Genomic DNA, 24,663 nt, shown 5'->3' on the forward strand with positions numbered 1-24,663 from the left:
CTTTAATGAATTATCAGGAGTTGCAAATGGCGAAGAAACCCCGGTCTGCCACCTTCATCAAGGATCCGCTCTGGTACAAGGACGCGGTGATTTACCAGGTCCACGTTAAATCCTATTTCGACTCCAATAACGACGGGATCGGCGATTTCCCCGGCCTGATCGAGAAACTCGACTACATCGCCGACCTGGGCGTCAACACCATCTGGTTGCTGCCGTTCTATCCTTCTCCCCGGCGCGACGACGGTTATGACATCGCCGAATACCGTGGCGTCAGCCCCGACTACGGCACCATGGCCGATGCGCGGCGGTTCATTGCCGAAGCCCACAAGCGCAACCTGCGGGTGATCACCGAACTGGTCATCAACCACACTTCGGACCAGCACCCCTGGTTCCAGCGCGCGCGCAAGGCCAAGCCGGGTTCGAAGGCGCGGGACTTCTATGTCTGGTCCGATGACGACCATAAGTACGACGGCACGCGGATCATCTTCCTCGACACCGAAAAGTCCAACTGGACCTGGGACCCAGTGGCGGGCCAGTACTTCTGGCACCGTTTCTACTCCCACCAGCCCGACCTCAACTTCGACAACCCGCAGGTCATCAAGGCCGTGTTGTCGGTGATGCGCTACTGGTTGGACATGGGTATCGACGGCCTGCGCCTGGATGCCATCCCGTACCTGATCGAGCGCGACGGCACCAACAACGAAAACCTGCCCGAGACCCATGACGTCCTGAAACTGATCCGTGCCGAAATCGACGCCAACTATCCTGACCGCATGCTGCTGGCCGAGGCCAACCAATGGCCGGAAGACACCCAGTTGTACTTCGGTGATGTCGACGCCCAAGGGATGAACGGCGACGAATGCCACATGGCTTTCCACTTCCCGCTGATGCCACGCATGTACATGGCCTTGGCCCAGGAAGACCGTTTCCCGATCACCGACATCCTGCGCCAGACCCCGGAGATTCCCGCCAATTGCCAGTGGGCGATTTTCTTGCGCAACCACGATGAACTGACCCTGGAGATGGTGACTGACAAGGAGCGTGACTACTTGTGGAACTACTACGCGGCCGACCGTCGGGCGCGCATCAACTTGGGGATTCGCCGGCGCCTGGCGCCGCTGGTGGAGCGCGACCGTCGTCGCGTGGAGTTGCTCAACAGCCTGCTGTTGTCGATGCCCGGCACGCCGACGTTGTACTACGGTGATGAAATCGGCATGGGCGACAACATCTACCTGGGCGACCGCGATGGCGTGCGTACGCCGATGCAATGGTCCATCGACCGTAACGGCGGCTTCTCCCGCGCCGACCCGGCCAGCCTGGTACTGCCGCCGATCATGGACCCGCAGTATGGCTATCAGTCGGTCAACGTCGAGACCCAGGCCGGCGACCCGCATTCGTTACTCAACTGGACCCGGCGGATGTTGGCGGTGCGCAAGCAGTCCAAGGCCTTTGGCCGGGGCACGCTGAAAATGCTCTCGCCCAGCAACCGCCGGATCCTGGCCTACACCCGCGAATACACCGGCCCCGACGGCAAGCACGAAATCATCCTGTGCGTGGCCAACGTGTCCCGCAGCGCCCAGGCCGCCGAGCTGGACCTGTCGGTCTACGCCGGCATGGTTCCGGTGGAGATGCTCGGTGGCAACGCGTTCCCACCCATTGGCCAGTTGAACTTCCTGCTGACCCTGGCGCCGTACGGTTTCTATTGGTTCGTCCTGGCGGCGGAAAACCAGATGCCGAGCTGGCACGTGGAACCGGCCCAGAGCCTGCCGGACTTCACCACCCTGGTGCTGAAAAAACGCCTGGAAGAATTGCTCGAGGCGCCATCGCGCACCACCCTGGAGCAAACCATCCTGCCCAGCTGGCTACAGAACCGGCGCTGGTTCGCCGGCAAGGACAGTGCGATCGAGAAGGTCGACATTGTCTATGGCGTGCGCTTCGGCGATCCGCAGCGCCCCGTGCTCCTCAGTGAAATCGATGTCACCAGTGGCGGCCAGACCCTGCGTTACCAGTTGCCGTTCGGCTTGCTCGCCGAAGACCAGGTCGGTGCGGCATTGCCGCAGCAACTGGCCTTGTCGCGGGTACGTCGAGGGCGTCAGGTGGGGTTGATCACCGATGCATTCAGCCTGGAAGGCTTCGTGCGCGCCGTGCTGCACAGCATGCAGACCGCCACGGTGCTGCCGTTCGCCGAAGGTGAGTTGCGCTTCGAACCGACCGAAGGCCTGGCGGCGTTGAACCTGGGAGAGGAGCCGGAGGTACGCTACCTGTCCGCTGAACAGTCCAACAGTTCGGTGGTGGTGGGAGGGAGCCTGGTACTCAAGCTGATCCGCAAGGTGGCCTCGGGCGTGCACCCGGAACTGGAGATGAGCGCCTACCTGACCGCCGCGGGTTTCAGCAATATTTCACCGCTGCTGGGTTCGGTGGTTCGCCGCGATGCCGAAGGCGAAGATGCGTTGCTGATGATCGCCCAGGGCTACCTGAGCAATCAGGGCGACGCCTGGGAATGGACCCAGAACAACCTCGAACGCGCCTTGCGCGATGAGCTGGCGGACGCCGTGTCCGAGCAGGAGCAGCATTACAACGCCTTGGGCGAACTGAAGGATTTCGCCGGCATGCTCGGCCAGCGCCTGGGAGAAATGCACCGGGTACTGGCTCAGGCTACCGACGATCCGGACTTCGCGCCGCAGGCCACCAACGCCAAGGAAGCCCAGGCCATCGGCAAGGACGTGGCCGGCCAGGTGGAAAACGCCTTGCGTCTGCTCAAGCAGAACCAGGGCCAATTGAACCCCGCGGACCAGGCCATGGTCGCACGTTTGTTGGAGCACAAGAAAACCGTTCTGGCCCATGTCCAGGCGTTGGCCGGCAAGGCCGTCGGTGGCTTGCGTATCCGCGTCCATGGCGACTTGCATCTGGGCCAAGTGTTGGTGATCAAGGGCGACGCCTACCTGATCGATTTCGAAGGTGAGCCGGCGCGGCCATTGCATGAACGACGGGGCAAGCACAGCCCGTACAAGGACGTCAGCGGCGTGTTGCGTTCCTTCGATTATGCGGCGGCCATGGCGATCCACTTGAATACCGTCGACAGCACGGCCGATGCCGATGCGGCGCGGCAACGGGTCGCCGAGCGTTATTTGAAAGAGGCCCGCCAGGCATTTGTCGAGGCATATCGGCTGGCGGCAGCTAGTCTTGCCCATGAGTGGAAGGATGCTGAAGGCGAAGACGCCGCGCTGGCGTTGTTCGGCCTGGAGAAGGCGGCCTATGAAGTGGCCTATGAAGCCGAGAATCGCCCCGCCTGGCTGCCCGTGCCATTGCACGGTCTGGTCGGGTTGTTGAGTGGGCTGCAACCCTTTTCCGACTTAGCCGGACCGATTTAGTGGAGAGAATCATGAGTGTCTCGAACAAAGAACCCCAAGGGCAGGCCAAGGAATCCTTGTTGCCGGCCCTCCATGACATCGACGCGCTGGTGCGCGCCGAACATCACGATCCGTTTTCCATCCTGGGGCCCCATGGCGACGGCGCCGGTGGCCAGTTCATCCGCGCCTACCTGCCTGGCGCGCTGAGTGTACAGGTGCTGGCCCGAGAAGGCGGCGAAGAGCTGGGGGAACTGCAACCCACCGAAACCCCGGGATTGTTCGTCGGCCATTTCGATCACGCCCAAGCGTACTTGCTGCGCACCCGTTGGGCCGGCGGCGAGCAGGTTGCCGAAGACCCGTACAGCTTCGGTCCACTGCTGGGGGAGATGGACCTCTACCTGTTCGCCGAGGGCAATCACCGCGATCTCAGTTCCTGCCTCGGTGCACAGCTGACCACCGTCGACGGTGTCGAGGGCGTGCGCTTCGCCGTGTGGGCACCGAATGCACGACGCGTCTCGGTGGTGGGGGACTTCAACGTCTGGGACGGGCGCCGGCATCCGATGCGCATTCGTTATCCATCCGGCGTGTGGGAGTTGTTCATCCCGCGGCTGGGGGCGGGGGAGGCCTACAAATATGAAATCCTCGGCGCCCACGGGATCCTGCCCCTCAAGGCCGACCCGGTGGCGCTGGCCACGCAAATGCCGCCGGACACGGCCTCGAAAGTCGCCTCGCCCTTGAAGATCGAGTGGCAGGACGACGAGTGGATGCAGAGTCGTCGCGAACGCCAGCTACCGGGCGCGCCCTTGTCGATCTATGAGTTGCATGCCGGCTCCTGGCAGTGCGAAATCGACGAAGCGGGCGAGGTGGCCCGGCAATACACCTGGCACGAAATGGCCGAGCGGCTGATTCCGTATGTCAGGGATCTGGGCTTCACTCACATCGAGCTGATGCCGATCATGGAACACCCGTTCGGCGGCTCCTGGGGCTATCAGCCGCTGTCGCAATTCGCGCCAACGGCACGCTTCGGATCGCCCGACGATTTCGCCGCGTTCGTCAACGCCTGCCACCAGGCCAATATCGGCGTCATCCTCGACTGGGTGCCGGCGCATTTCCCCACCGATACCCACGGCCTGGCCCAGTTCGATGGCACCGCGCTGTACGAATACGGCAACCCGCTGGAGGGTTTCCACCAGGATTGGGACACGCTGATCTACAACCTGGGCCGCACCGAAGTGCACGGTTTCATGCTGGCTTCGGCGTTGCACTGGCTCAAGCATTTTCACGTCGACGGCCTGCGGGTGGATGCAGTGGCCTCGATGTTGTACCGCGACTATTCGCGCAAGGCCGGCGAGTGGGTGCCCAACCGCCACGGCGGTCGGGAAAACCTCGAAGCCATCGATTTCCTCCGGCACCTCAACGATGTAGTGGCGCTGGAAACCCCCGGTGCGCTGGTCATCGCCGAAGAGTCCACCGCGTGGCCGGGGGTCAGCCAGAGTACCCAGCAGGGCGGCCTGGGTTTTGCCTACAAGTGGAACATGGGCTGGATGCACGATTCGTTGCACTACATCCAGCAAGACCCGGTGTACCGCGCCCATCACCATAACGAACTGAGTTTCGGCCTGGTGTATGCCTGGTCCGAGCGCTTCGTACTGCCGATTTCCCACGACGAAGTGGTCCATGGCAAACGCTCGCTGATCGACAAGATGCCCGGTGACCGCTGGCAGAAATTCGCCAATCTGAGGGCCTACCTCAGCTTCATGTGGGGCCATCCCGGCAAGAAGCTGTTGTTCATGGGGTGCGAGTTCGGCCAATGGCGCGAGTGGAACCACGACCAGCAGTTGGATTGGTACCTGCTGCAATACCCTGAGCACCGGGGTGTGCAGAAGCTGGTGAGCGATCTGAACCGGCTGTACCGCGAAGAACCGGCGCTGCATGACCAGGATGATGCGCCCCAGGGCTTCCAGTGGCTGATTGGCGACGATGCGCTCAACAGCGTCTACGCCTGGCTGCGCTGGAGCAAGGAGGGCAAGCCGGTGCTGGTGGTCGCCAACTTCACCCCGGTGCCGCGCGAGGCCTACCGGGTCGGCGTGCCGTTCGCCGGGCGTTGGGTGGAATTGCTCAACAGCGATGCCGACACCTACGCCGGTTCCAACTACGGCAACGGCGGCGGCGCCTTCACCGAAGAAGTACCCAGCCATGGCCAGGCCCTGTCGCTGGAACTGAACCTGCCGCCGTTGGCGGTGCTGATCATGCGGCCGGAGGGTTAGGGTTTACACAGAGGACAACTGTGGCGGTCATAGAATTAAAGATCACCACAGTTCCAATGTGGGAGCGGGCTTGCTCGCGAAGAGGGCCTGACAGTCAGCATCGATGTTGACCGTCAGACCGCTTTCGCGAGCAAGCCCGCTCCCACAGGGATGTGCTCACTTGAAGGAATGTTGTGATTCTTTCAGCGAACCAGGCACGGCTGCTTGTTGTTGAACGTCCAGCCCGGAATCAGGAACTGCATCGCCACCGCATCGTCCCGCGCCCCCAGGCCCATGCCTTTGTACAACTCATGGGCCTTGGCCAGTTGGTCGAGGTCCAGCTCGATCCCCAACCCCGGTTTTTTCGGCACCTGTACGCGGCCGCCCTCAATCTGCAAGGGCGCCTTGGTCAGTCGCTGGCCGTCCTGCCAGATCCAGTGGGTGTCGATGGCGGTGATGTCGCCCGGTGCCGCGGCGGCCACGTGGGTGAACATTGCCAGGGAAATGTCGAAGTGGTTGTTGGAGTGCGAGCCCCAGGTCAGGCCCCACTCATTGCACATCTGCGCCACCCGCACGGAACCCTGCATGGTCCAGAAGTGCGGGTCTGCCAGGGGAATGTCCACGGACTGCAAGGTGATGGCATGACCCATCTCGCGCCAGTCGGTGGCGATCATGTTGGTCGCAGTCTTGAGGCCCGTGGCGCGGCGGAACTCGGCCATGACCTCGCGCCCCGAATAGCCGTTCTCGGCACCGCAAGGGTCTTCGGCATAGGCCAACACCTTGTGTTGGTCGCGGCACAAACGGATCGCTTCCTTGAGTGACCAGGCGCCGTTCGGGTCCAGGGTGATGCGGGCCTGGGGAAAACGTTCGGCCAATGCCGTGACCGCCTCGATTTCTGCGTCGCCTTGGAGCACGCCGCCCTTGAGCTTGAAGTCCTGGAAGCCATAGCGGGCCTGGGCCGCTTCGGCCAGGCGGACCACGGCGTCGGCGTCCAGGGCTTTTTCGTGGCGCACGCGGAACCAGTCGTTATCGGCGTCCGGTTCGCTGCGATAGGCCAGGTCGGTCTGCTGGCGATCACCGACATAAAACAGATAGCCGAGCATCTTCACTTCGTCGCGCTGCTGGCCTTCGCCGAGCAGGGCGGCGACCGGTACGTTCAGGTGTTGGCCGAGGAGATCCAGCAATGCCGCTTCCAGGCCCGTGACCGCGTGGATGGTGATGCGCAGGTCGAAGGTCTGCAGGCCACGGCCGCCGGCATCGCGGTCGGCGAAGGCGTGGCGCACCGTGTTGAGGATCTTCTGGTACGTGCCGATAGGGCTGCCGACTACCAGTGAGCGGGCGTCTTCGAGGGTCTGGCGAATGCGCTCGCCGCCGGGCACTTCGCCCACGCCGGTGTGGCCGGCGTTGTCCTTGAGAATCACGATGTTGCGGGTGAAGAACGGACCATGGGCGCCGCTGAGGTTCAGCAGCATGCCGTCATGGCCGGCCACGGGCACGACCTGCATGCTGGTGATGATCGGGGCTTTGCGGGTTTCAGGAATACTCATCTGTACTTATCCTTGGCAATCGAATGATCAGACGTGGCTGGCGGCCGGATCGGACGGCGTCGTCACGGCTTTGGGCTTGGGCGTGTTGCGCGCGGCAAACACGATGACCGCGGCAATGATCGAGGTGGCCGCCAAGCCGTAGAGGCCGCCCTGGATCGAGCCGGTGTGCTCTTCCAGCAGGCCGAACGTGGTCGGGGCGACGAACCCACCGAGGTTGCCCACCGAGTTGATCAGGGCAATCACCCCGGCGGCGATCCGGGCGTCCAGATAAGCCTGGGGAATCGGCCAGAACAACGACGATGCCGATTTGAAACCCAGGGCCGCGAAGCAGATGGCGACGAAGGCGAAAATCGGTCCGCCGGTGGTGGACATGAACATCCCGGCTGCCGCGATCAACAGCGCTGCGGCGACCCAGGCCTGCTGGAATTTCCACTTGGCCGACAGCGAGGCGAAGGCGTACATGCCGACGATCGACAGCAACCACGGGATCGAATTGAACAGCCCAACCTGAATGTCGCTCAGTTCGCCCATTTTCTTGATGATGCTCGGCAGCCAGAACGTGGCGGCATAGATCGTCAATTGAATGAAGAAGTAGATCAGGCAAAACAGGATGATCTGGCGGTCCTTGAGCAACTGGCCGATGGACAGTTTGATCGGCGAGGCGGCTTCCCGAGCCCGCTGTTCATCGTCGATGGCCTTGACCAGCACATCCTGTTCTTCACGGCTCAGCCATTTGGCGTCATGGGGCTTGGAGTCCAGCCAGAACCAGACGAAGACGCACAGGCCGACGGAAAACATCCCTTCGATGAAGTACATCCACTGCCAGCCGTGCATGCCCAGGCCGTTGATTTGCAGCAGCAGCCCCGACAGTGGGCCGGAGATCAGCGACGCAATGGCCGAACCGCTGAGGAAGATGGCGATGGCTTTGCCACGCTCGACGCCGGGCAGCCAGCGGGTGAAATAGTAGATCACCCCAGGGAAGAATCCGGCTTCGGCCACGCCCAGCAAAAAACGCAGGATGTAGAAGTGGGTTTCGTTCTGGATGAAGGCCATGGCCGCCGCCACCAGGCCCCAGGTGAGCATGATGCGGGTCAGCCAGATGCGGGCGCCGATGCGTTGCAGGAGGATATTGGACGGGACTTCGAACAGCGCATAGCCGACGAAGAACAGGCCGGCACCAAAGCCATAGGCCGCGGCACCGATCCCCAGGTCGTGCTCCATGTGGGCACGGACGAAGCCGATGTTCACGCGGTCGATGTAGTTGACGATAAACATGATGACGAACAGCGGCAGGATGTGGCGCTTGACCTTGGCGATGGCCGACAACAGCACCGGATCCGCGCCGGCATTCGCCTTGAGGCTGGATGTGTTCACTGGTTTTTCTCCCACTCGTTATTTTTATGCGGGGCATCGTGCAAGTGTCGATGTTGATAGACATCATACAACTTGATTTTTTTGGATGACAAGCGATTTTTCAGTATCAATGGATTGGGCGAATGGTGTTTTTAGGCCGTATTTGTTGGGTTGTCCTGATTTTCTCCAGCGTCTTTCCGGCTTGCGCGGGACAGTTTTTTGAAGGGGTGATTTTTGCTGGGATGGACTGATTCGGAGTGTTGTCATACAAGTTGCGGCTTGACGATGAGATTTCCGACGCCCGCTGGTGATACGATCAGTCAGGCTGTTTTCAAGGAACCTCGGCGATGCCGCAAGACACCGACGCGCCCCTGCGCAAGCGTACCCACAACTTGGCCCATGACCTGGTGACGAAGCTGAGCCAGAGCATTTTGCTGGGGCAGTTGAAACCGGGTGAGAAGCTGCCATCGGAGGGTGCCATCGTGCAGGCCCATGGCGTCAGCCGGACGGTGGTGCGCGAGGCGATTTCCAAGTTGCAGGCTTCGGGGCTGGTAGAGACCCGCCACGGCATCGGCACCTTCGTGCTGGCGCAAACCGGCGAGCCAGGGTTGCGCCTGAATGTCGACACCGCCGCGGGCGTGCGGGCGATCCTGGAACTGCGCCTGGGCCTGGAGACCCAGGCCGTCGCCTTGGCGGCCCAGCGCCGCAGCGAACACCAGTTGCAGCAGATGCGCCAGGCGCTGGATGACTATCAGCGGTTGTCCAACAACAACGACAGCTGTGTCGAAGCCGACCGGCGTTTCCATCTGCTCATCGCCGAAGCCACGGACAACGCCTGTTTTGTCGAAATCATGCAGCACCTGGGCAGTGCGATGATTCCCCGGACCCGCGTGAACGTGGCCGAGCGCGGCCAGGCCGATTTAAGCAAGCTGGCGCAGTTGGCCAACCTTGAGCACGAGGCGATCTTCAACGCGATCAAGCGCCAGGACCCGGACGCCGCCCGCGCCGCCATGTGGCTGCACCTGACCAACAGCCGTGACCGGTTTGGCGCGGGATCCTGACGGTTCATCGTCGCCTGACCCACTGCCATCGCGAGCAAGCTCGCTCCCACCGTTTTTTCGAGGTGTTCCCACCTGTGGGAGCGAGCTTGCTCGCGATGGCGGCGGCACACCCAACATTTCCATGACTGACCCACCGCTTCCCACAAGAGGGGCGTGGATATTTCCATGGATCAGCCCGCTTTGGCCGGGCCGGTGGGGGCGTTTCCGGCCATGGGGGCGGGGGCGCTTTTCATCAGGGCATCCAACGCCTGTCGGTAGTTTTTGCCCGCCAGGCTCATGCTGTTGTTATGCGTCGCCCCGGGCACCAGCAGCAGGTGCTTGGGTTCCCGGGCGGCATTGAACAGTTGCTCACTGAAGCGTGGCGGCACGTAGCGGTCGGCGGCGCCATGGACAATCAGCAGCGGCATGTTGATCTCGCCGATCTTGTCGATGGAGTCGAACTTCTGCGACAGCAACCAGCGCACCGGCAGGGATGTATTCGCCATCGAGGTGGCGACATCGCCCAGGGAGGTGAACGTGGATTCGATCACCAGGCCCCGGACCTGGGCTTTGCCATCTTTCGCCGCCTGCTGACCGAGCTGCACAGCGAGATCCACCGCGACAGCGCCGCCCAGGGAATGACCATAGATCAGTCGCAGGCTTGGGTCCGGTTGCAGCGTTTCGAGATGCTCCCAGGCGATGCGCGCATCTTCATAGACACTCGCTTCCGATGGCAGATCGCCCTGGCTTTTGCCAAAGCCCCGATAGTCGATGGCCAGCACCGAATAGCCCAGCGCCCGCAGTTGCTGGATACGAAACAACTGGCCGGTCAAATTCCAGCGCACACCATGCAAATACAGGATGGCCGGCGCATTCTTGCGCTCGGCCGGCCACCACCAGCCGTGGATGTTTTCCCCGGCCTTGAAGCTTTTTGGCTTGAGATCGAACTCCTGCACGCCGCTGGGCAGCCCACTGAACCAGCTCGCCGTCCCCGGTTCGATGCGAAAGACCAGTTCCCGCTCCTTATGCTGCAACACGGCACAGCCCACCGGCAGGCCGACCATCAATGCGCCCATGCACAGCCAGGCCAACCAGCGGCGTTTCAGGCCGGAAAGTAAGAGTGAAGACATCGATGCCATTCGCTACTCGAAACCAAAGATGCCTTGTAGCAGATTCTCTGAAAACGGCGCAGGGATTTGCGACTGTCATTCGTCTGAAGCGCGCTTTTCGGCGCTGGAAAATTCCCAGCCTGGTGCCTTACTCCCATTCCTTTAGGGGAGGATAACGCGCACAGTATCGGCTCTGGGTTAACAGCCGGCTGCCGGGCCGCGACCACGAAGAACTATTGGAGGACGGCACGCAAGTCGAGGTCCAGGTGCGGATCAATCTCCAGGGCATGACCCAGGTCTTTGTCGGTGTCCATCGGCCGAGCACGCACGTGTGGGGCGAGGAATTCTACGACCGCACCTTGGAGCCTTAGTACTTGAACACCTGCCAGGCGCCTGTGCAGTACGTTTCACTGAGGCTGAGCCCGACATCGTCAGCATTGACGATCACTTGACGAGGCATTCGTGTTCTCCTGGTTCTTTGGAGAGGACAATGCCGTCGTCGCGGTTGGTTTGGTCCGGCGTTTGCGAAACCATGGCTTCACGCTTTTCCATAGCCGCAAGGCAGATCCCAGGAGCAAGCCTCCGGGCTGCCATGAATAAAAGCTCCAGCGCCAGTGTTCCAGTTGGCCGGTCATGCGTTCATGTAACTGATGGCTGGAATTCTCCAGGCTGACCCGTGATGCATCGATCCAGTGCCAGTTCTCGTCCAACCCCCAACGAATCCACTCCTCGAGCAATACCCGGCCGCTGCCCAGATCGGCGTGCTGCGGCAGGAACGCCAGGTTGTAGTCGAACAGTCGCCCCTGATCCAGCAGGCCGAGGCGATAGCTGATGCATTCGCCGTTCAGCTCCAGTAGCACCACCCGTACCAGGCCTTGGGCGGCGAGAGCGGTGAAGGCGTGATTCATCCATTGCCGGCGCCTGGGGTCGGCGAAGATGCCGACACCTTCCTCGCCTTTCCAGCTGGCAGTCTCGACCTCGGCCAGGGCTCGCAATAGCTGTCCGATGCTGATGGCGTCTGGCGTCACTCGGCGGATTTCGGCACCGCAAGCGGCGATCCGCTTGCGCGCCCGACGCAATTTGTAGCGTGGATCGCCGGATATTTCTTGACGGTCACTGTCGTTGATCAAGTGCACCGGAACCCGGCAACTGAGCCGCCGCTCCCCGGTTGAGCTCAGCGCCATCCAGGCGCTGAGGACGCTTTGCTCTCCGACCGGCTCGATCACTTCATTCAATTGCAGCAACGCGTGAGGCAAGTGCTGACGAATCTGCATCAGCGCCTGGCCCATGTCTTCGGTGTCCAGGCGCGCCAGCAGAGCGATGCGGTCGGCCATTGGAAAACCCAAGTGATGCAACACCCGGAACCGCAGCCCGCCGATAGGCTCAAGTCCTGATATCAGGGGCAGGCACAGGCACAAGGTCTGGTCCTGCCAGCCCAGCAGAATATGCAATTGTTGCTCGGGCAGCAGGGCGAATTCCGCCGCTTGCAGCCAGGCCAGGGTATTGAATGGTGTTGCGTCGGCCACCTGGGTTAGCAGCTGTTCATAAGCTGATACAGGAAAGTCCGCCGCGCTCAGTGAGCGACACCATTGGAACCGGATCGTCATGGGGATCAGGCCGCCGAAGTCGAGGTAGCCGGCTGGGCCGGTTTACGAAAGGCGTCCAGTGCCGTGCCGGTGTAAGACGTATTGCGCAGGAACCGCCAATGACCGAGCAAACGGTATAGGTGGGTGATCTGCCCGCGCTCCTGGAAGCCCATGCGGATATGCATCTTGATCGCTTGGATGTTTTGCAAATCGCAGACATCGACCATGGTGTTGCAACCGTGGCCCGCCATGACTTTCCATATCTCCAACTGCATGTCCGCCGAGATACTGGTACCCCAGTATCTACGAATCGCCTCGCCGCCGAACTGAAAGTACTCGCCAGGCTTGATCGGAAAGTTGCAACGATAGAAATGACGGTCGAAATAGTCCCGTGTACTGGCCCAGGCGAAGCCCACGGTGTCGCCCTGATCATCCAGGTACATCAAGCCTGTGTAGCCGTCGGCCGCCAACTCGCGCATGGTTTCGACACGGTCGCCGAAGTGCCGGGCAAAAGCATCGGCATTGCTGACCGTGATGAACTCCAGGCGCATCGGTGGGTAGGGCTTGAGGTTATGGGGAGGGAGCGGGGTCCGTATATCATGCTCCAGCCACACCAGTCGGGTGTGGGAAAATACGTAGCGTCTGCATAGCTGCTTTAGAACGGCGCGTAGACCTTTTTTCTGAATGCGATCACGCAATGTCTGAAGAGCGTTCATGGTGCCTCCTGACGAGTGGCAGGGTTGGGGGGAAGAGGAGTTGTCCAACTGAGGGCGAACACGGTTTCCCCTGGCAGGAGAAACCCGACCTGGCCAGCCTTGCAATCAAACGGAGCGCTGTGGCTGCGGTTGTCCGGGCCGAAATACAGCAGGGCCATGCCCGGCTGAAGGCAGGCCGCGCCGTCGAGGCTGACCTGATGGGCTCGCGTGCTTTTGTTCACGCCCAGCAGACTGCGTTGCTTGCTGGTGGCCATGGCCAGTACATCGACTTCAAAGGCGTCGTTGTCCAGGCGCAGCACCTGATCGAGCCAGTGTTGCTGAATGAACTGCTGGGCCAGGCCCACGGGCTTGAGCTCGAAGCGCTGATCGTCCAGTACTCGCACCATGCCTTTGGGGTACTCCGGTTCGTCGGCGGCCATGAACCAGTTGAGCATGTCCAGCCAGCCGTCGGCCGAGGCGTTAATGGCCACCGACGTCCACCACAGGGCGGCGTAATGGGTTTCCTGATCGTAAGGGCTGAGACCCGAGCCGCCGGACATGTTGGTCTGGTCCAACAGCAAGGCCTTGCGCGGCCGACCCTGGCTGTCCAGTCCCACCAGGTTGGCGGCCTGACGGACACTGTCGCGGTAGACCCGGGTCGCCAGCAGGTCGCGGATCATCCATTCATGCCAGGCCAGGGCGTCGATCTGGTCGTCGGACGTCGCCAGCAGGCGCCGTGCCCAGTCGATCCCACGCTTGTCAGCGGCATTTTCGATTAAGGGCCCGTTGCTGAACTGGGAGCTGGCCGGCATGGCGATGCGGACACCGGCACGTGCGTTGGCAGGATCGGCGCGGACCTGGGCAGCCATGCTCTGGAACATTTGCTGGAAACTGGCGAAGTCTGGGTAATTGAGGTTCGGCTCATCGGCAAAACTGAGGTAATGGAGGCCTTTGCCGCCCAAAGCGCGGGTCGCCGTGAGCCAGGCTTGCAAGCCGCTGTGACTGGTCCGGTCGGGCTTTAGATCGGACCGGCGCTGGCTGGCCGCCAACAGGGTGATGTCTTGGCTGATGGCGAAGCGGTCCTGGTACAAGCGTCGGAAGGCATCTTCATAAGTGCCCCTGGCCGCCGTGATATCGACGAAGCTGTAAAGGGTTGCCGCCTGGGGTTTGAGTGCATCGAGCACGGCGTAGCTGGATGGCGGCAATAATTCGTAGGGCAGAGCGATACCCAGCTTGGGGGTCGTGCCGAGTGTCTCGTTGTACAGTTTCAGGTGGGTTTGACCCGGATTCTGGCGCAGTGGCAGCAGGTGCGCCGGGTCCTGGGCGAACAGGTTGGCGGTGCCGTCCAGCCAGAACGCGGCCTTACCGTTGCCCTGCAGATGCAAGCGCCAGATTTGTTCGACGTCAGCCATCGGCAGGGCGACCTGATCGAACTGCCAATAAGCCCGGTATGGCTTGAGGTTCAGTTGCAACTGCTTGCCGTCGCTGACGCGCCGGGCTTGCAGCGCACGTACGCCGCCGTGAAACTTGCCTGCCAGCACCGCCTGTTCGCCAGCCGCTACCTTGAAATACAGCTCGTCGCCGTCGTGGGTTTCGGCATTGAAATGCACCTTTGCCGGAGCAAACAGGGCGCGGGTGCGCGCGTCATGCTCGACGGTGTAGCGACGGAAGCTGTAGCCGGGAATTTCCAGGCGATAATTGGCGGCACCCGGCGGCAGCGGCCACTGCTGTTCGCCACGGGGCTGATCCGCCTTGACCAGGCGTTCACCTGCCAATCGTCCCTGGCCGTCGAGCAGATACAGGTGTTCGGTATTGGCCTCGGCTTGCCAGGCGGGCACCCAGCGTACGGTGACAGTGTCCTGGCGGTCGGTTTGCAGGTACAGGCTGCCGTCACGGATGCCGGTCCATTGCATGGACGCGCCATGGGCCAACAAGGCCAGGCTCCAAAGGCACAGGCCTGCGGCCATTTTCCATCCATGCCGTACTGGCCCCATCGCGAGCAAGCTCGCTCCCACAGTTGATTTATGGTGGTCGCGGAGAGTGTGTTCGGCACCAGGCTTTTGTGGGAGCGGGCTTGCTCGCGAAGAGGGCGGCACATCCACCATTGATGCAAGCCGACCCACCGCTTCCACAAGAACAACCCCGCACCCTGTGGGAGCGAGCTCGCTCGCGATGGCGGCTTGGCGGGCAACCATGTTCATGCCGATTTCCCCAGTAACATCTGACGCATCGGCAGCAAATCGCTGGGCAGGATGATCAGCGTCTGCCACAGCGCTACGCCGCTGAGGCGGCAATACATGACAAGCATTGCCAGGGTGACACCCAGGTAGGCGATCGAGGACGCGGCGGCAGCGCCGACGATGCCGTAGCGCGGGATCAAAATCAGGTTCAGCGCCAAGTTCAACAGCGCCCCCCCGCCCATCAGCAGCGAAACGGTGCCGGGGCGGTTCTTGCCCAGCAGGTCCAGGCGCAGGATGCTCGCATAGCACAACCCGAACACCCCTGGCAGCAGCGCCAGCAGGGCCGGGTAAGCCGGTTGATAGTCGATGCCGAACAGGGTAACGATCAGCCATTCGCCGACCAGTACCATCCCCAGGCAGGCGCCCAGCATGGCCGTGGCGGTGAGGCGCAAGGCCAGCGGGGTCAGGCGCTTCATGTCGCTGTCCTGCTGCAGCAGGCGTTTCATCAGTGGCGTGGTGACCGCTTCCGGCACGATATGCAGCAGTTCGGCCGCCGCGCTGGCCATGGCGTAGTGCCCCAGCGCCGTGCTGCCCAACAGCGCGCCGATGAACAGGTAATCCGAGCGCGTCATCAGTTGCTGGAACAACAGGTCCGGATGACTGCGGACGCCGTAACGCAGCAGTTCGGTCTGGCCGGTGCGATCCCAGTGCAGAGTGACCGCATGATCGCGACGCAACCACATCAAACCCGCCAGCACCACCAGGCTCAGGCCCGCCAGCCAACTGATCAGCGCCGCTTCCAGCGCCGTGTCTTTCCACATCCAGAACAGCGCCAGGAACAGCAACAGTGGGGCCAGGGACTCCATCAGCCGCAAGGCATTGAACGCGCCGACGCCACCGGAGGCATTGTGCAGCGTCAGCAGGCCGGTCTTGAGCGCCGCCAGCGGCACGGCCAGCAACAGCAGCCAGGCCAGCAGTCCCAGTTGTATGGTGACATCCAGTTGGGCGCCGAACTCACGTACCAGCGCCACCACCAGCAGCGTCAGCAACCCCGCCAGCAGACAACCGAAGACCAGCACGTGGCTGAGCAACAGGCTCATCGAGCGATGCTGCGCCGCTTGGTAACCCACGGCGGAATTCAGCCCCCCACTGGTGGTGGCGCTGATCAGGTCCGGCAGAGTGCTGAGCAGTGCCAACAGTCCGCGTTCGCTGGGCCCCAGGATGCGGGCCAGCAACACGTTGCGCAACAGGCGCAGGCCGATCATCGCCAGGCTCGTGCCCATGCTCATCACCAGGAGCCTGAGGTAACGTGCGCGGTTCATGAACGGGCTCCTCGGCGAATACGCCAGGCCAATAACTCAGGGTGACAGGCGTTGCGTTGGCTGACGCCGAAACGTGGCAGGTTCAGAGGGTCGCCGTCATGGCGATACAGTCCGGCCTCGGTGCCCAGCGCGAACGGAAAACCGTGGGCCGCTACCTGCTCTCGCACACGTGCGTCATTATCACCGTTGGGGTAGCAATACACCGGCAAGGGTTGGGCGCAGCCATTTTCCAAGGCCGTCCAACTGCGGGTCAGTTCTTCATGCAGGCGCTGGTCGTCCAGCCCGGTCAGGATCGTGTGGCTGGCGCCATGGGGGCCGAAGCGGACCAGGCCGGAATCCTCGAGCATGCGCACCTGGGGCCAGTCCAATGCTTGGGGTTGGGAACCGTGCGGGCAGGTTTCGGTGAGGTCGCTCAAAGTGCATGGATCGAGGCTCTTGAGGCTTTGCAGGTAGTGCAGCAGTGCCAGGCTGCGACGCTCGTCGTCGATGTCATCGAGCAGCACTGGCAACGGCCGACCGACGTGTTGCAAGTGCTCGATCAGCGAGCGCCGCGCCACCTGCCCATGGCTGCCCCACAGGGTTTCACCGATGCTTTCCCACCAGAAATGCTGCCGGCTGCCAACGAAATCGGTGGACAGGAAAATGCTCGCCGGCACCTGGTATTGGCGCAACAGGGGAAAGGCGTTCATGGCGTTGTCGCGCCAGCCGTCGTCGAAGGTCAAGGCCACCCGGGGACGGTTTGGAACGCTTTCAGGATCGGCCAGCAGCAAGGTCATCAACGGCACGCATTCAAAATGCTGCTGCAGCCAGATCAACAAGTGTTCGAACGCCTCGGGCCCCACGCACAGCTCGTTGCGATGGGGCAGTTCGGCGGCGGGGTCGTTGTTCAGTACCCGGTGCAACATCAGAATGACGCCGGCGCCACGCAATGCATGGCGACCCAGGGACGTGTTCAGGTACAGCCAGCCGCCGGTGCGCTTGATTGTGGTCTTGATGTGGGTATTGATCGGCATGTCACGCACTCATCGAGTCTGATCGGGGGTCCATTGGTTGTAGCTGTGCCCACGCAAGAACTGCCACAGGCCGGCGACCATGCCGGCCAGGGTCACCAGCACGAACGCGGCGAGGCGAAACGGTCTGGGCAAGCGATGACGCACGTCCAGCAGGCCGGCCACGGCGAAGGCGTAGCCGAGTAGTTGGGCAGACAGGATCAGGCGATAGAAACCATGTTCATCGAGCAACCAGAGGTTGGCCACCAGCAAGGGCAGCAACAGCACCGGCGCCAGCCGGCGGATCAGCTTGTGGCTAATCAACGCGATGGCGTACAGGCCATGGCACAACGGGTTGAGTAGCTCACGCCGGGCCGCCAGACTGATCAGGCCGCCGACGGTGACGCGCTGGCGGCGGCTGAACTGACGGCCGGCTTCGTCCACGCCTTGATCGAGCACCTTGGCGTCGTCGACGTAGACGACGCGCTTGCCGGCGACCGGTGCGCAGGTGTTGATAAAAAAATCGTCGTTGACCAGGGCTGGAATCGGCTGGTACAGCTCGCGGCGCAACGCCTGCAGAGCTCCGTCGGCCGAGACCGTGCAACCGGTGCGACTTTCCACCCGGCGCAGCCAGGCTTCGTAGTGGCGGTACAGGCTTTCGCCCACGCTCAGGCCTGAGCCTGGGACGGGAATGTTCATATTACCGACAGTACCGCCGACCCCAGGATCGGCAAACGGCGCCAGCAGGCGCTCCAACGTGCCGTCGAGCCAGTGAACGTCCGCATCGGTAAACACCAGGATATCGCCCGTGCAACGACTGACCGCGGCGTTGAGTACGCTGTTCTTGCCTTGGCGCGGCAAGTCGAGTACCTCGATGCGCGGATCTTCGAAGCTGCGCGCCAGGGCCACGGTCTGGTCGGTGGAGCCGTCGCTGGCGACAACGATCTGCAGGCTGGCCGCTTGATAATCATGGGCCAGCAGATTGCGCAGTTTGTTCTCGATATTGCGTTGTTCGTTGTGCGCGGCAACGATCACGCTGACCCGTTGCGCAGGCAGAGGCCCAGGCCTGAGCCTGGGAAAAAACGGCCCGGCGAGCGTCAGCAGCAATGGGTAACCCAGGTAGGCGTATACCGGCAATAACAGGCACAACCAGAAAATGAACTCAGCCACGGGCAGGCCTCCTTGCTTTCCAATGACAAAGGCTGAGGATGAGCGCGGCGCCGGCCAGGTGCAGGCGTACCCAGTGCAGGCCCCAGAGCTGCAGGGTCAGGCACGGGTTACGGTGCTTGTGGCTCTGGTGAAAACTCAGCACCAACCCCGGCACGGTCGTCAACAGCCCCAGCATGAGTGCATGTTGAGGGGCGCCAGTGACCAGCGCGAAGATCGCCAGCAAGTCCAGCAGCCAGACAAGCACAGCCAACATCGGGAAGCGCAACAGGCGCAGGCTCAAGCCGTTGGTACGCAGCAATTGCACCAGACTGCCCTGGCGCCACAGCTCCTTGCCCATCCACTCGCGCCAGTTCATTTCGTAGCCCCAGTGCAGGGCGGTGTATTCATTGACCGACAGTAACCGTGCCCCGTTGGCTGTCTGGCGCAGGGTCAAGTCCTTGTCCTCACCGGTGCGCAGGGTCTCGTTGAACCCGCCGGCCCTGTCGAACCATTGGCGGCGCATCAGCAGGTTGGAGGTGGGTAGCCAATCCACGCGCTGCATGGTGTGTCGCAAGGGGAGCGAGGTCCGCCGATGCCAGGCCGTGGCGTACCAGGGGGCTTGCGCGGGGGTGTACAGGTCCAGGCCGAATACATCGGCGACGTCTGCGGTCTCCAATTCCAGCAAATGCGTCAGCCAGTCCTCGGGCATTTCGATGTCGGCGTCGATGAAGGCCAGCCATTCACCGCTGGCAACCTGCGCTCCGCGATTGCGCAGGGCGCCGATCGGCACGCCTGGAACCACCAGGACCTGAGCACCGAACTGCCGGGCAATCTCCGGCCCCTGATCCTGCGAGCCGTTGTCGACCACGATCAACTCGCACGCAAGACTGGCGGCATTGGCGGCCCGTTGCGCGGCCAGCAATGTGCGGCCGATGTGCCGGGCCTCGTTGTACATCGGGATGACGATACTGACGCGGCTCATGAACGGGCCTCCTGCGGCGCGGCCTGCTCGGCGTCGTAACGCAATATGCTGCTCAAGGCGAGCATGATCCACAGTAACTTGTGGTTCGGCGCGCTGAGGAACATCAGAAACAACGCCAGCGACAGGAAACTCATGCCCAGGTGTGTCAACAGGTCCGCCTGGGTCCAGTCCCGGCGCTGGAGCCAGAGTTGGCGCGTGCGCACCAGGTTGTAGAGGCCCAGCCCAATCATGCCGACAAACATCAGGCCGCCTGGTACGCCGATTTCGCTGAAGATTTGCAGGTAGGTATTATGGGCCTCACGGTACAGATCCCCCCGTTTGCGATTGGCCGAGAACGCCTTGGCATAGCCGGTGGGGGCGTAGTGCTGCGGAAATGTCCCGGGGCCTGAACCGAGTATCGGCTTCTCGCGGATCATCTGGCTGCCCACCACAATGTACGAGGCGCGGCGACCCAGGGAGCCGTCCTTGTAGTCGTTGGTGCCGGAGCTGAGGATACTCAATGACTGGATGCGCGCCACGTAGCTAGCAGGCATCAAGACGATTGTCGCTGGGACCATGAGTGCCACGCCGAGCATCGCGAACCCCAGGTGACGAGGACGTACGCGTGGGAGCTGCGCCCGATAGTGATACAACCCGATCATCAGCGTCAGCAACAACACGACCAGCCCTGAACGCGATTCGGTCTTGGTCATTCCCCCCAACAACAGCATGAGACCGCCACCCCAGAACAACCGGTGCAGCAGGTTCTGGCTGCGTATTGTCAACAACAATGCCAGCGGTACGGTAAACGCAATCAACAGCGCAAAGGCGTTCGGGTCTTCCAGCAAACCCAAGGCGCGGCCTTGTTCCTGGTATTTGGCTGAAAACATCGCGAGCACGCAGGTCGTGGCGACGCTCACTGTCATCAGCCGGGCGAACATCTCCAGGTTCAGCTCGCGCCCGATCAACAACGTGATCATGAACAGGATCGGCCCTACTGCGAGTTCACGCATCTGCATCAGGGACATGTCCATGTTTTCCGAGATCAACAGGCTCAAGCCATACAACGTCATGAAGCCGAGCAATGGCTTCCAGATATTGCTACGCAAGCGCGTCGCAGGGATCTGGTGCAACGCCAACTGCAGCATCAAGATCAGGATCAGCGCCATGCCGAGGAATTTGCTGCCGGATAGCGCGTTGTCCTTGAACAGGCCTTCGAATGGCAGCAGCACGGCAATGCCCAGCAAACCCCAGCAGGGCTTGCGGTATAGCGCAGCAACACCCACCAGCCCAAGCACTGCACCCGGTGCGAGAAACGGATAAGGGCTGGCCAGCAATGCCAGGCACACCAGCCCCAGCAGACCGACGATCGAGAGCGGGATGATCATGGCCGAGCCTCCCGTGCCGTGCGGATATAGAGTTGCGACCAGCGTTCGGCCAGCGCGCGCAGGTCGTAGCGGTCGCGTTGGGTGCGGCGTGCGTTGTCGGCGAGGATCCGCGCCAGGTGCGGTTCGCTGAACAGTGTTTCGATCTGGCGTGCCAGCTCCTCGCTGTCGTCCGGGGCGGCGAGCAGGCCGTTGTGGCGGTCTTGCAGGATATCGGGAATGCCACCGACGCCGAACGCCACCACGGGCACGCCGGCCTGCATGGCTTCGAGCAGGATCATCGGCGTGCCTTCGGTGCGTGAACTGATCACCAGCGCATCGAGGCGGCTCCACCAGTCGTTCATGTCCGTCTGATAACCGGGCAACTCGATGCGCATGGGCAGCCCGGCGTCAACGATGCGCTTGAGCAAGGGCTGGCGTTCCGGCCCGTCGCCGAGCATGACCGCGTGCAGCGAGGCATGGCGCTTGCACAACGGAATCATCGCGTCGAGGAACAGGTCCGGGCCTTTCTCGTTGCTCAGGCGGCCGACATAGCCGACCCGCCAGCGTTGCCTGTCGTCGCGATGGGGCAGGGGCGTCGTGACGGCCGGCAGGCCGTTGGGGATCACGTCGAGTTTTTCCGCGTTCACGCTGGCCTGGCGGTGCAGCGCCGCAATGCTTTCGGCCACGCACACCACGCGCTTGACCGGCGCGGTACGGCACAGTTGCAGGCTCAACCACGTATAGAACCGCTGCTTGGGGCTGCGCGGCGTAAAGCCGTGCTGCGTGATCACCAACGGCAGGCGCAACAGGGTCGCCGCGGCCCAGCCGAACAACAGGCCCTTGAAGTTGTGCGTATTGATCAGCGGGCGCTCGGCGCGCCGTTGCCGCAGATGCTGCAACAGTTCGGGCCAACTGGCGCAGTGGTGGCAGTCGATCCCGGCCTGGCGGAACCGCGTGATCAAGGTCGGCGGCGCCGCCAGGAACAGCACCTGATGCTGGCCGGGTGTCGCCACACAATGATCGAGCAGCATCCGCTCGGCCCCATAGAAGCCACCGCTGCCGAGCAGATGGATGATCGACAGGGGGCGGCTGCAGTGGGACGTGCTCAGCGGCGCGTTCAATTTTTCACCCAATGGACAAGGCTGGGCACGCTCCAGTTGCGGTGCGGGTTGATCTGCTCGGGTGACTGCTCGTTGATCACCAGCAGCACCGGCAGGTCCAATTGGTGGCCGATTTGCGCCGGATGCTTGAAGCGATGGTCGAAGAACTCACGCACATAGACCAGGGCGATCGCCAACAGCAGGCCGCTGAACAAGCCGAAGGCGATGATCAGCATCGGCTTGGGAAACGCGGCAGAGGTGGGCTCGAAGGGCGGGCTCAGTACCCGGGCGTTGGACAGGTCGTTGTCCAGCGAACGGGCGGAGCTGGCTTCGGCGAACCGTTGGGCATAGGTGGAGAACGCCGCATGCAGGGCGTTGATCTCGGTGTCCATCTGCCGCAGCTTGCTCTGGGTTTCCTGAAGTTGGTGGATGCGCTCCTTGAAGGCGGCGATACGTTCGACCTTCTGGTTGATCACCGAACTGACCACCGCCAGGTCGGTGGTGCGTTCCTGGATACGGTTGTTCACCACTTTGAGGAATTGCTGGCGAGTGCGCATGATCTGCTCCCGGGCCAGCAGCATGGGTTCGCTGCTAGGCTGGAAGATCGCCAGGTCGTTGAGGTAGCGGCTGACCTGGCTGGTCAATTGCTCGCTCATTTGCCTGATCTCCCGATCTTCGAAGGCAATGTTGTCCATGGTGGTGGTGAAGGTGAATGGGAAGGTGTAGTCGTTGAATCGCGCGCTGTTCGCCGCCGCCAGGCTGGTCTTGAGGTAATCCAGCCAGCGTTGGCCTTGCAATAGACGGTCCTGGAACAGGTTCAGGGCCTGCTCCTCGGTGTTGATCGCATTCAAGCGGAAAGTGATTTCTTCCTTGGGATCGGAAGAACCTACGCCTTCGAGCAGGGTCAGGCGGTTGGCCTCCAAGCCGTCAAGGCGGGCCTGGTACTGGACTTTTTTCTGCTCGTAGAACGTCTGGGGCAACTCGATCGATTGCAGGTCCTGGCGACCGGTGAGGTAGTTCTCCAGCAGTTGCGCCACGAACCGGGTGCCCTGGGCCGGGTCGCCGAAGCTGTAGACAATGGAGATGACGTTGGAGCCGGGCAAGGTCTCGATCTTCAGGTTTTCAATGGCGTCGTCGGTCAGCGTATCGAGCACGGTGTCGCGTACCGGATCGACCTCGAGCCCCAAGCCGTCGCGCAACGGATTGATGACGTACTCACGCAATGGCTGGGTGACGTAGCGCTTGAGCGGTTCGCTCACCCACTTGTTGAGGATGCCCGGGTTTGGCGTGTACTCGCCCTGGTCGCGCAGCGTCTTGATGGTTTCGCGAATCAACGCCGGCGAGCGCAGGATGTTGCTCTCGGTTTCCATGTCCGCCAGTGTCGGTGGGACGAATGTCGCGTTCTCCTGGTTCAGCGAAGTCGTGGCGTCGCCTTGGGAAAGTTTTTTCGACTGGACGATCACCTGGGCGGTGATATCGAAGCTCTGCTTGAGCATCAAGGGCAGCACCAGGGCGATCACGGCAAAAATCAGGAAGACGCGCTTCACCCACTGCTTGTTGGCGAAGAAGATCCTGAAGAACTCGTGCAAATAGTTTTCCTTGGGGTTCATGATCGTTCACCTGGGGTCAGTTGCCGTTGCTGTTTTTGTCGAGGTCGTAACCGAAGCTGACGCCAACGCCTTGGAACAGCACCACATCGGCCAATTGCCGGGCCATTTCACCGGCTTTGGCCAGGCCGGTCTTGGGCACGAAAAGCATGTCTTCCGGCTGCAGGTAGGCGATCTGCGAGGCATCGCCACTCAGGGCTTTTTCCACGTCGTAGTGACGGGCTTCGACCTGGTTGCCGTTGCGCCGCATGATCACCACCGAGTCGAGCCTTGCCTTGACGTTTGTGCCCCGGGCCAGGGTCAGCGCCTCGAGAACGGAGATCGGCCGACGTATCGGGTAGGAACCGGGTTGGGCCACTTCACCGAGGACGTAGATCTCGTTGCCGGCGGTGGACTTGAGCAGCACGTCCACCGTCATGTGGCCGGGCAGTTGGGCATAGCGTTCGTTGAGGAAGGTTTCCAGCTGGGTGACGGTCATGCCTTGCAACGGCACGGCACCGATTTCCGGGAAGCTGGCGTAGCCATCCCGGCCCACGATGATTTCCCGGCTCATGCCGGTGGCCGGATGGGTCAGGGTGTTGCGCAGGGTCGTCTCGCCGGACAGCGGGCTGGTCACCATTACGGTCAATTGGTTGCGATTGGGCTGGAACAGCATCTTCTGGTTGTAGGCACGCTGCACTGCCAGGCGCGCCTCGTCGGTGGTCAGGCCGGAGACTTTCACCGAGGTGTTGGCGCCCGGCAGTTCTATGCTGCCGTCGGGCATCACCTGTTGCGTGCCGTTGAGTTGGCTGGCGGCGGTGAAGTTCAGGGCAACCTGGTCGCCCGGCTGCACGCGGTAAGCCTGGGAAGTGGTGGTGTCGATGTGAAAAATCACATCCAGCACATCCTGCGGCCTCAGGGTCTGTTCGACCTTGGGCATGTCGGTGGCCTGGGCGTTGGCCGGCGCGGCCGTGAGGATCTGTACCGGCATCGAACGGGTATCGCTGGTGCTGGAGCAACCGGCAAGCGGCAGCAACAGCAGGACAAGCATTCTGGCGTTCATCTCGTCATCCTTTTGCGGGC

17 protein-coding genes are annotated in these 24,663 nt (G+C 62.1%); 3 read left to right on the forward strand and 14 right to left on the reverse strand.

Annotation, left to right across the window (positions count from 1 at the left end; translation table 11 throughout):
* The first annotated feature begins 26 nt into the window (after positions 1-26).
* Both treS and glgB read left to right on the forward strand, forming a co-directional pair.
* Positions 27-3,371 (forward strand): maltose alpha-D-glucosyltransferase, encoded by a 3,345-nt coding sequence (gene treS / locus BM321_RS16440; protein WP_092443335.1) that lies wholly within the window; start codon positions 27-29, stop codon positions 3,369-3,371.
* An 11-nt stretch (positions 3,372-3,382) separates the two neighbouring features.
* Positions 3,383-5,617, forward strand: a complete 2,235-nt coding sequence (glgB, locus tag BM321_RS16445) for a 1,4-alpha-glucan branching protein GlgB (RefSeq protein WP_092443337.1) — start codon at positions 3,383-3,385, stop codon at positions 5,615-5,617.
* Positions 5,618-5,799: 182 nt separating this feature from the next.
* On the opposite strand, the gene gudD is transcribed toward glgB, so the two are convergent.
* Together gudD and BM321_RS16455 are read right to left on the reverse strand one after the other, a co-directional pair.
* Positions 5,800-7,143 carry a glucarate dehydratase gene (gudD, locus tag BM321_RS16450; RefSeq protein WP_092443339.1) on the reverse strand — a complete coding sequence of 448 codons (1,344 nt, stop codon included), beginning with the start codon at positions 7,141-7,143 and terminating at the stop codon, positions 5,800-5,802.
* Between the two features lie 27 nt (positions 7,144-7,170).
* Complete coding sequence (locus tag BM321_RS16455) at positions 7,171-8,517, reverse strand: MFS transporter (RefSeq protein ID WP_092443341.1); 1,347 nt, start codon at positions 8,515-8,517, stop codon at positions 7,171-7,173.
* Positions 8,518-8,843: 326 nt separating this feature from the next.
* Between BM321_RS16455 and BM321_RS16460 the strand changes: the two genes are divergently transcribed.
* Positions 8,844-9,557: a FadR/GntR family transcriptional regulator gene (locus BM321_RS16460; RefSeq protein WP_060738233.1), complete on the forward strand. Its 714-nt coding sequence runs from the start codon at positions 8,844-8,846 to the stop codon at positions 9,555-9,557.
* Positions 9,558-9,727: 170 nt separating this feature from the next.
* Here the strand turns inward: BM321_RS16460 and BM321_RS16465 are convergent, their stop codons facing one another.
* The 12 genes from BM321_RS16465 to BM321_RS16520 all read right to left on the reverse strand — a co-directional run bounded on the left by BM321_RS16465 (position 9,728) and on the right by BM321_RS16520 (position 24,643).
* Positions 9,728-10,666 (reverse strand): alpha/beta hydrolase, encoded by a 939-nt coding sequence (locus BM321_RS16465; RefSeq protein WP_175534933.1) that lies wholly within the window; start codon positions 10,664-10,666, stop codon positions 9,728-9,730.
* Between the two features lie 410 nt (positions 10,667-11,076).
* Entirely contained in the window at positions 11,077-12,252 is a 1,176-nt protein-coding gene (locus BM321_RS16470; protein WP_092443343.1) for a GNAT family N-acetyltransferase, read from the reverse strand.
* A gap of 5 nt (positions 12,253-12,257) precedes the next feature.
* Entirely contained in the window at positions 12,258-12,947 is a 690-nt protein-coding gene (locus BM321_RS16475; RefSeq protein ID WP_092443345.1) for a GNAT family N-acetyltransferase, read from the reverse strand.
* Positions 12,944-14,893, reverse strand: coding sequence for a hypothetical protein (locus tag BM321_RS16480; protein ID WP_092443347.1), 1,950 nt, complete (start codon positions 14,891-14,893; stop codon positions 12,944-12,946). The genes BM321_RS16475 and BM321_RS16480 overlap by 4 nt, the downstream gene beginning before the upstream one ends.
* 230 nt (positions 14,894-15,123) lie before the next feature.
* Positions 15,124-16,428 carry an oligosaccharide flippase family protein gene (locus BM321_RS16485; RefSeq protein WP_092443349.1) on the reverse strand — a complete coding sequence of 435 codons (1,305 nt, stop codon included), beginning with the start codon at positions 16,426-16,428 and terminating at the stop codon, positions 15,124-15,126.
* Complete coding sequence (locus tag BM321_RS16490; RefSeq protein ID WP_092443351.1) at positions 16,425-17,441, reverse strand: polysaccharide deacetylase family protein; 1,017 nt, start codon at positions 17,439-17,441, stop codon at positions 16,425-16,427. Before BM321_RS16490 ends, BM321_RS16485 begins: the two co-directional genes overlap by 4 nt.
* Before the next feature lie 9 nt (positions 17,442-17,450).
* The gene (locus BM321_RS16495; RefSeq protein ID WP_092443353.1) at positions 17,451-18,587 is read right to left on the reverse strand and encodes a glycosyltransferase family 2 protein; all 1,137 of its coding nucleotides are present in this window, start codon (positions 18,585-18,587) and stop codon (positions 17,451-17,453) included.
* Entirely contained in the window at positions 18,580-19,548 is a 969-nt protein-coding gene (locus BM321_RS16500) for a glycosyltransferase (protein WP_092443355.1), read from the reverse strand. The genes BM321_RS16495 and BM321_RS16500 overlap by 8 nt, the downstream gene beginning before the upstream one ends.
* A complete protein-coding gene (locus tag BM321_RS16505; protein ID WP_092443357.1) occupies positions 19,545-20,915 on the reverse strand; it encodes an O-antigen ligase family protein in 1,371 nt (456 codons plus the stop codon). The genes BM321_RS16500 and BM321_RS16505 overlap by 4 nt, the downstream gene beginning before the upstream one ends.
* Positions 20,912-22,015, reverse strand: coding sequence for a glycosyltransferase family 4 protein (locus BM321_RS16510; RefSeq protein WP_092443359.1), 1,104 nt, complete (start codon positions 22,013-22,015; stop codon positions 20,912-20,914). Before BM321_RS16510 ends, BM321_RS16505 begins: the two co-directional genes overlap by 4 nt.
* Entirely contained in the window at positions 22,012-23,604 is a 1,593-nt protein-coding gene (locus tag BM321_RS16515) for a GumC family protein (RefSeq protein WP_092443361.1), read from the reverse strand. Before BM321_RS16515 ends, BM321_RS16510 begins: the two co-directional genes overlap by 4 nt.
* Positions 23,605-23,620: 16 nt before the next feature.
* The gene (locus BM321_RS16520; protein WP_092443363.1) at positions 23,621-24,643 is read right to left on the reverse strand and encodes a polysaccharide biosynthesis/export family protein; all 1,023 of its coding nucleotides are present in this window, start codon (positions 24,641-24,643) and stop codon (positions 23,621-23,623) included.
* Positions 24,644-24,663 lie beyond the last annotated feature (20 nt).

Source organism: Pseudomonas sp. NFIX10 (assembly GCF_900111955.1).
GTDB lineage: Bacteria > Pseudomonadota > Gammaproteobacteria > Pseudomonadales > Pseudomonadaceae > Aquipseudomonas > Aquipseudomonas fluorescens_AA.

Excerpts from the sequence above, each read along its gene's own strand:
- treS (WP_092443335.1), top strand. The coding sequence starts at position 27 with ATGGCGAAGAAACCCCGGTCTGCCACCTTCATCAAGGATCCGCTCTGG.
- glgB (WP_092443337.1), top strand. The coding sequence starts at position 3,383 with ATGAGTGTCTCGAACAAAGAACCCCAAGGGCAGGCCAAGGAATCCTTG.
- gudD (WP_092443339.1), bottom strand. The coding sequence starts at position 7,143 with ATGAGTATTCCTGAAACCCGCAAAGCCCCGATCATCACCAGCATGCAG.
- BM321_RS16460 (WP_060738233.1), top strand. The coding sequence starts at position 8,844 with ATGCCGCAAGACACCGACGCGCCCCTGCGCAAGCGTACCCACAACTTG.
- BM321_RS16465 (WP_175534933.1), bottom strand. The coding sequence starts at position 10,666 with ATGTCTTCACTCTTACTTTCCGGCCTGAAACGCCGCTGGTTGGCCTGG.
- BM321_RS16470 (WP_092443343.1), bottom strand. The coding sequence starts at position 12,252 with ATGACGATCCGGTTCCAATGGTGTCGCTCACTGAGCGCGGCGGACTTT.
- BM321_RS16475 (WP_092443345.1), bottom strand. The coding sequence starts at position 12,947 with ATGAACGCTCTTCAGACATTGCGTGATCGCATTCAGAAAAAAGGTCTA.
- BM321_RS16480 (WP_092443347.1), bottom strand. The coding sequence starts at position 14,893 with ATGGCCGCAGGCCTGTGCCTTTGGAGCCTGGCCTTGTTGGCCCATGGC.
- BM321_RS16485 (WP_092443349.1), bottom strand. The coding sequence starts at position 16,428 with ATGAACCGCGCACGTTACCTCAGGCTCCTGGTGATGAGCATGGGCACG.
- BM321_RS16490 (WP_092443351.1), bottom strand. The coding sequence starts at position 17,441 with ATGCCGATCAATACCCACATCAAGACCACAATCAAGCGCACCGGCGGC.
- BM321_RS16500 (WP_092443355.1), bottom strand. The coding sequence starts at position 19,548 with ATGAGCCGCGTCAGTATCGTCATCCCGATGTACAACGAGGCCCGGCAC.
- BM321_RS16505 (WP_092443357.1), bottom strand. The coding sequence starts at position 20,915 with ATGATCATCCCGCTCTCGATCGTCGGTCTGCTGGGGCTGGTGTGCCTG.
- BM321_RS16515 (WP_092443361.1), bottom strand. The coding sequence starts at position 23,604 with ATGAACCCCAAGGAAAACTATTTGCACGAGTTCTTCAGGATCTTCTTC.
- BM321_RS16520 (WP_092443363.1), bottom strand. The coding sequence starts at position 24,643 with ATGAACGCCAGAATGCTTGTCCTGCTGTTGCTGCCGCTTGCCGGTTGC.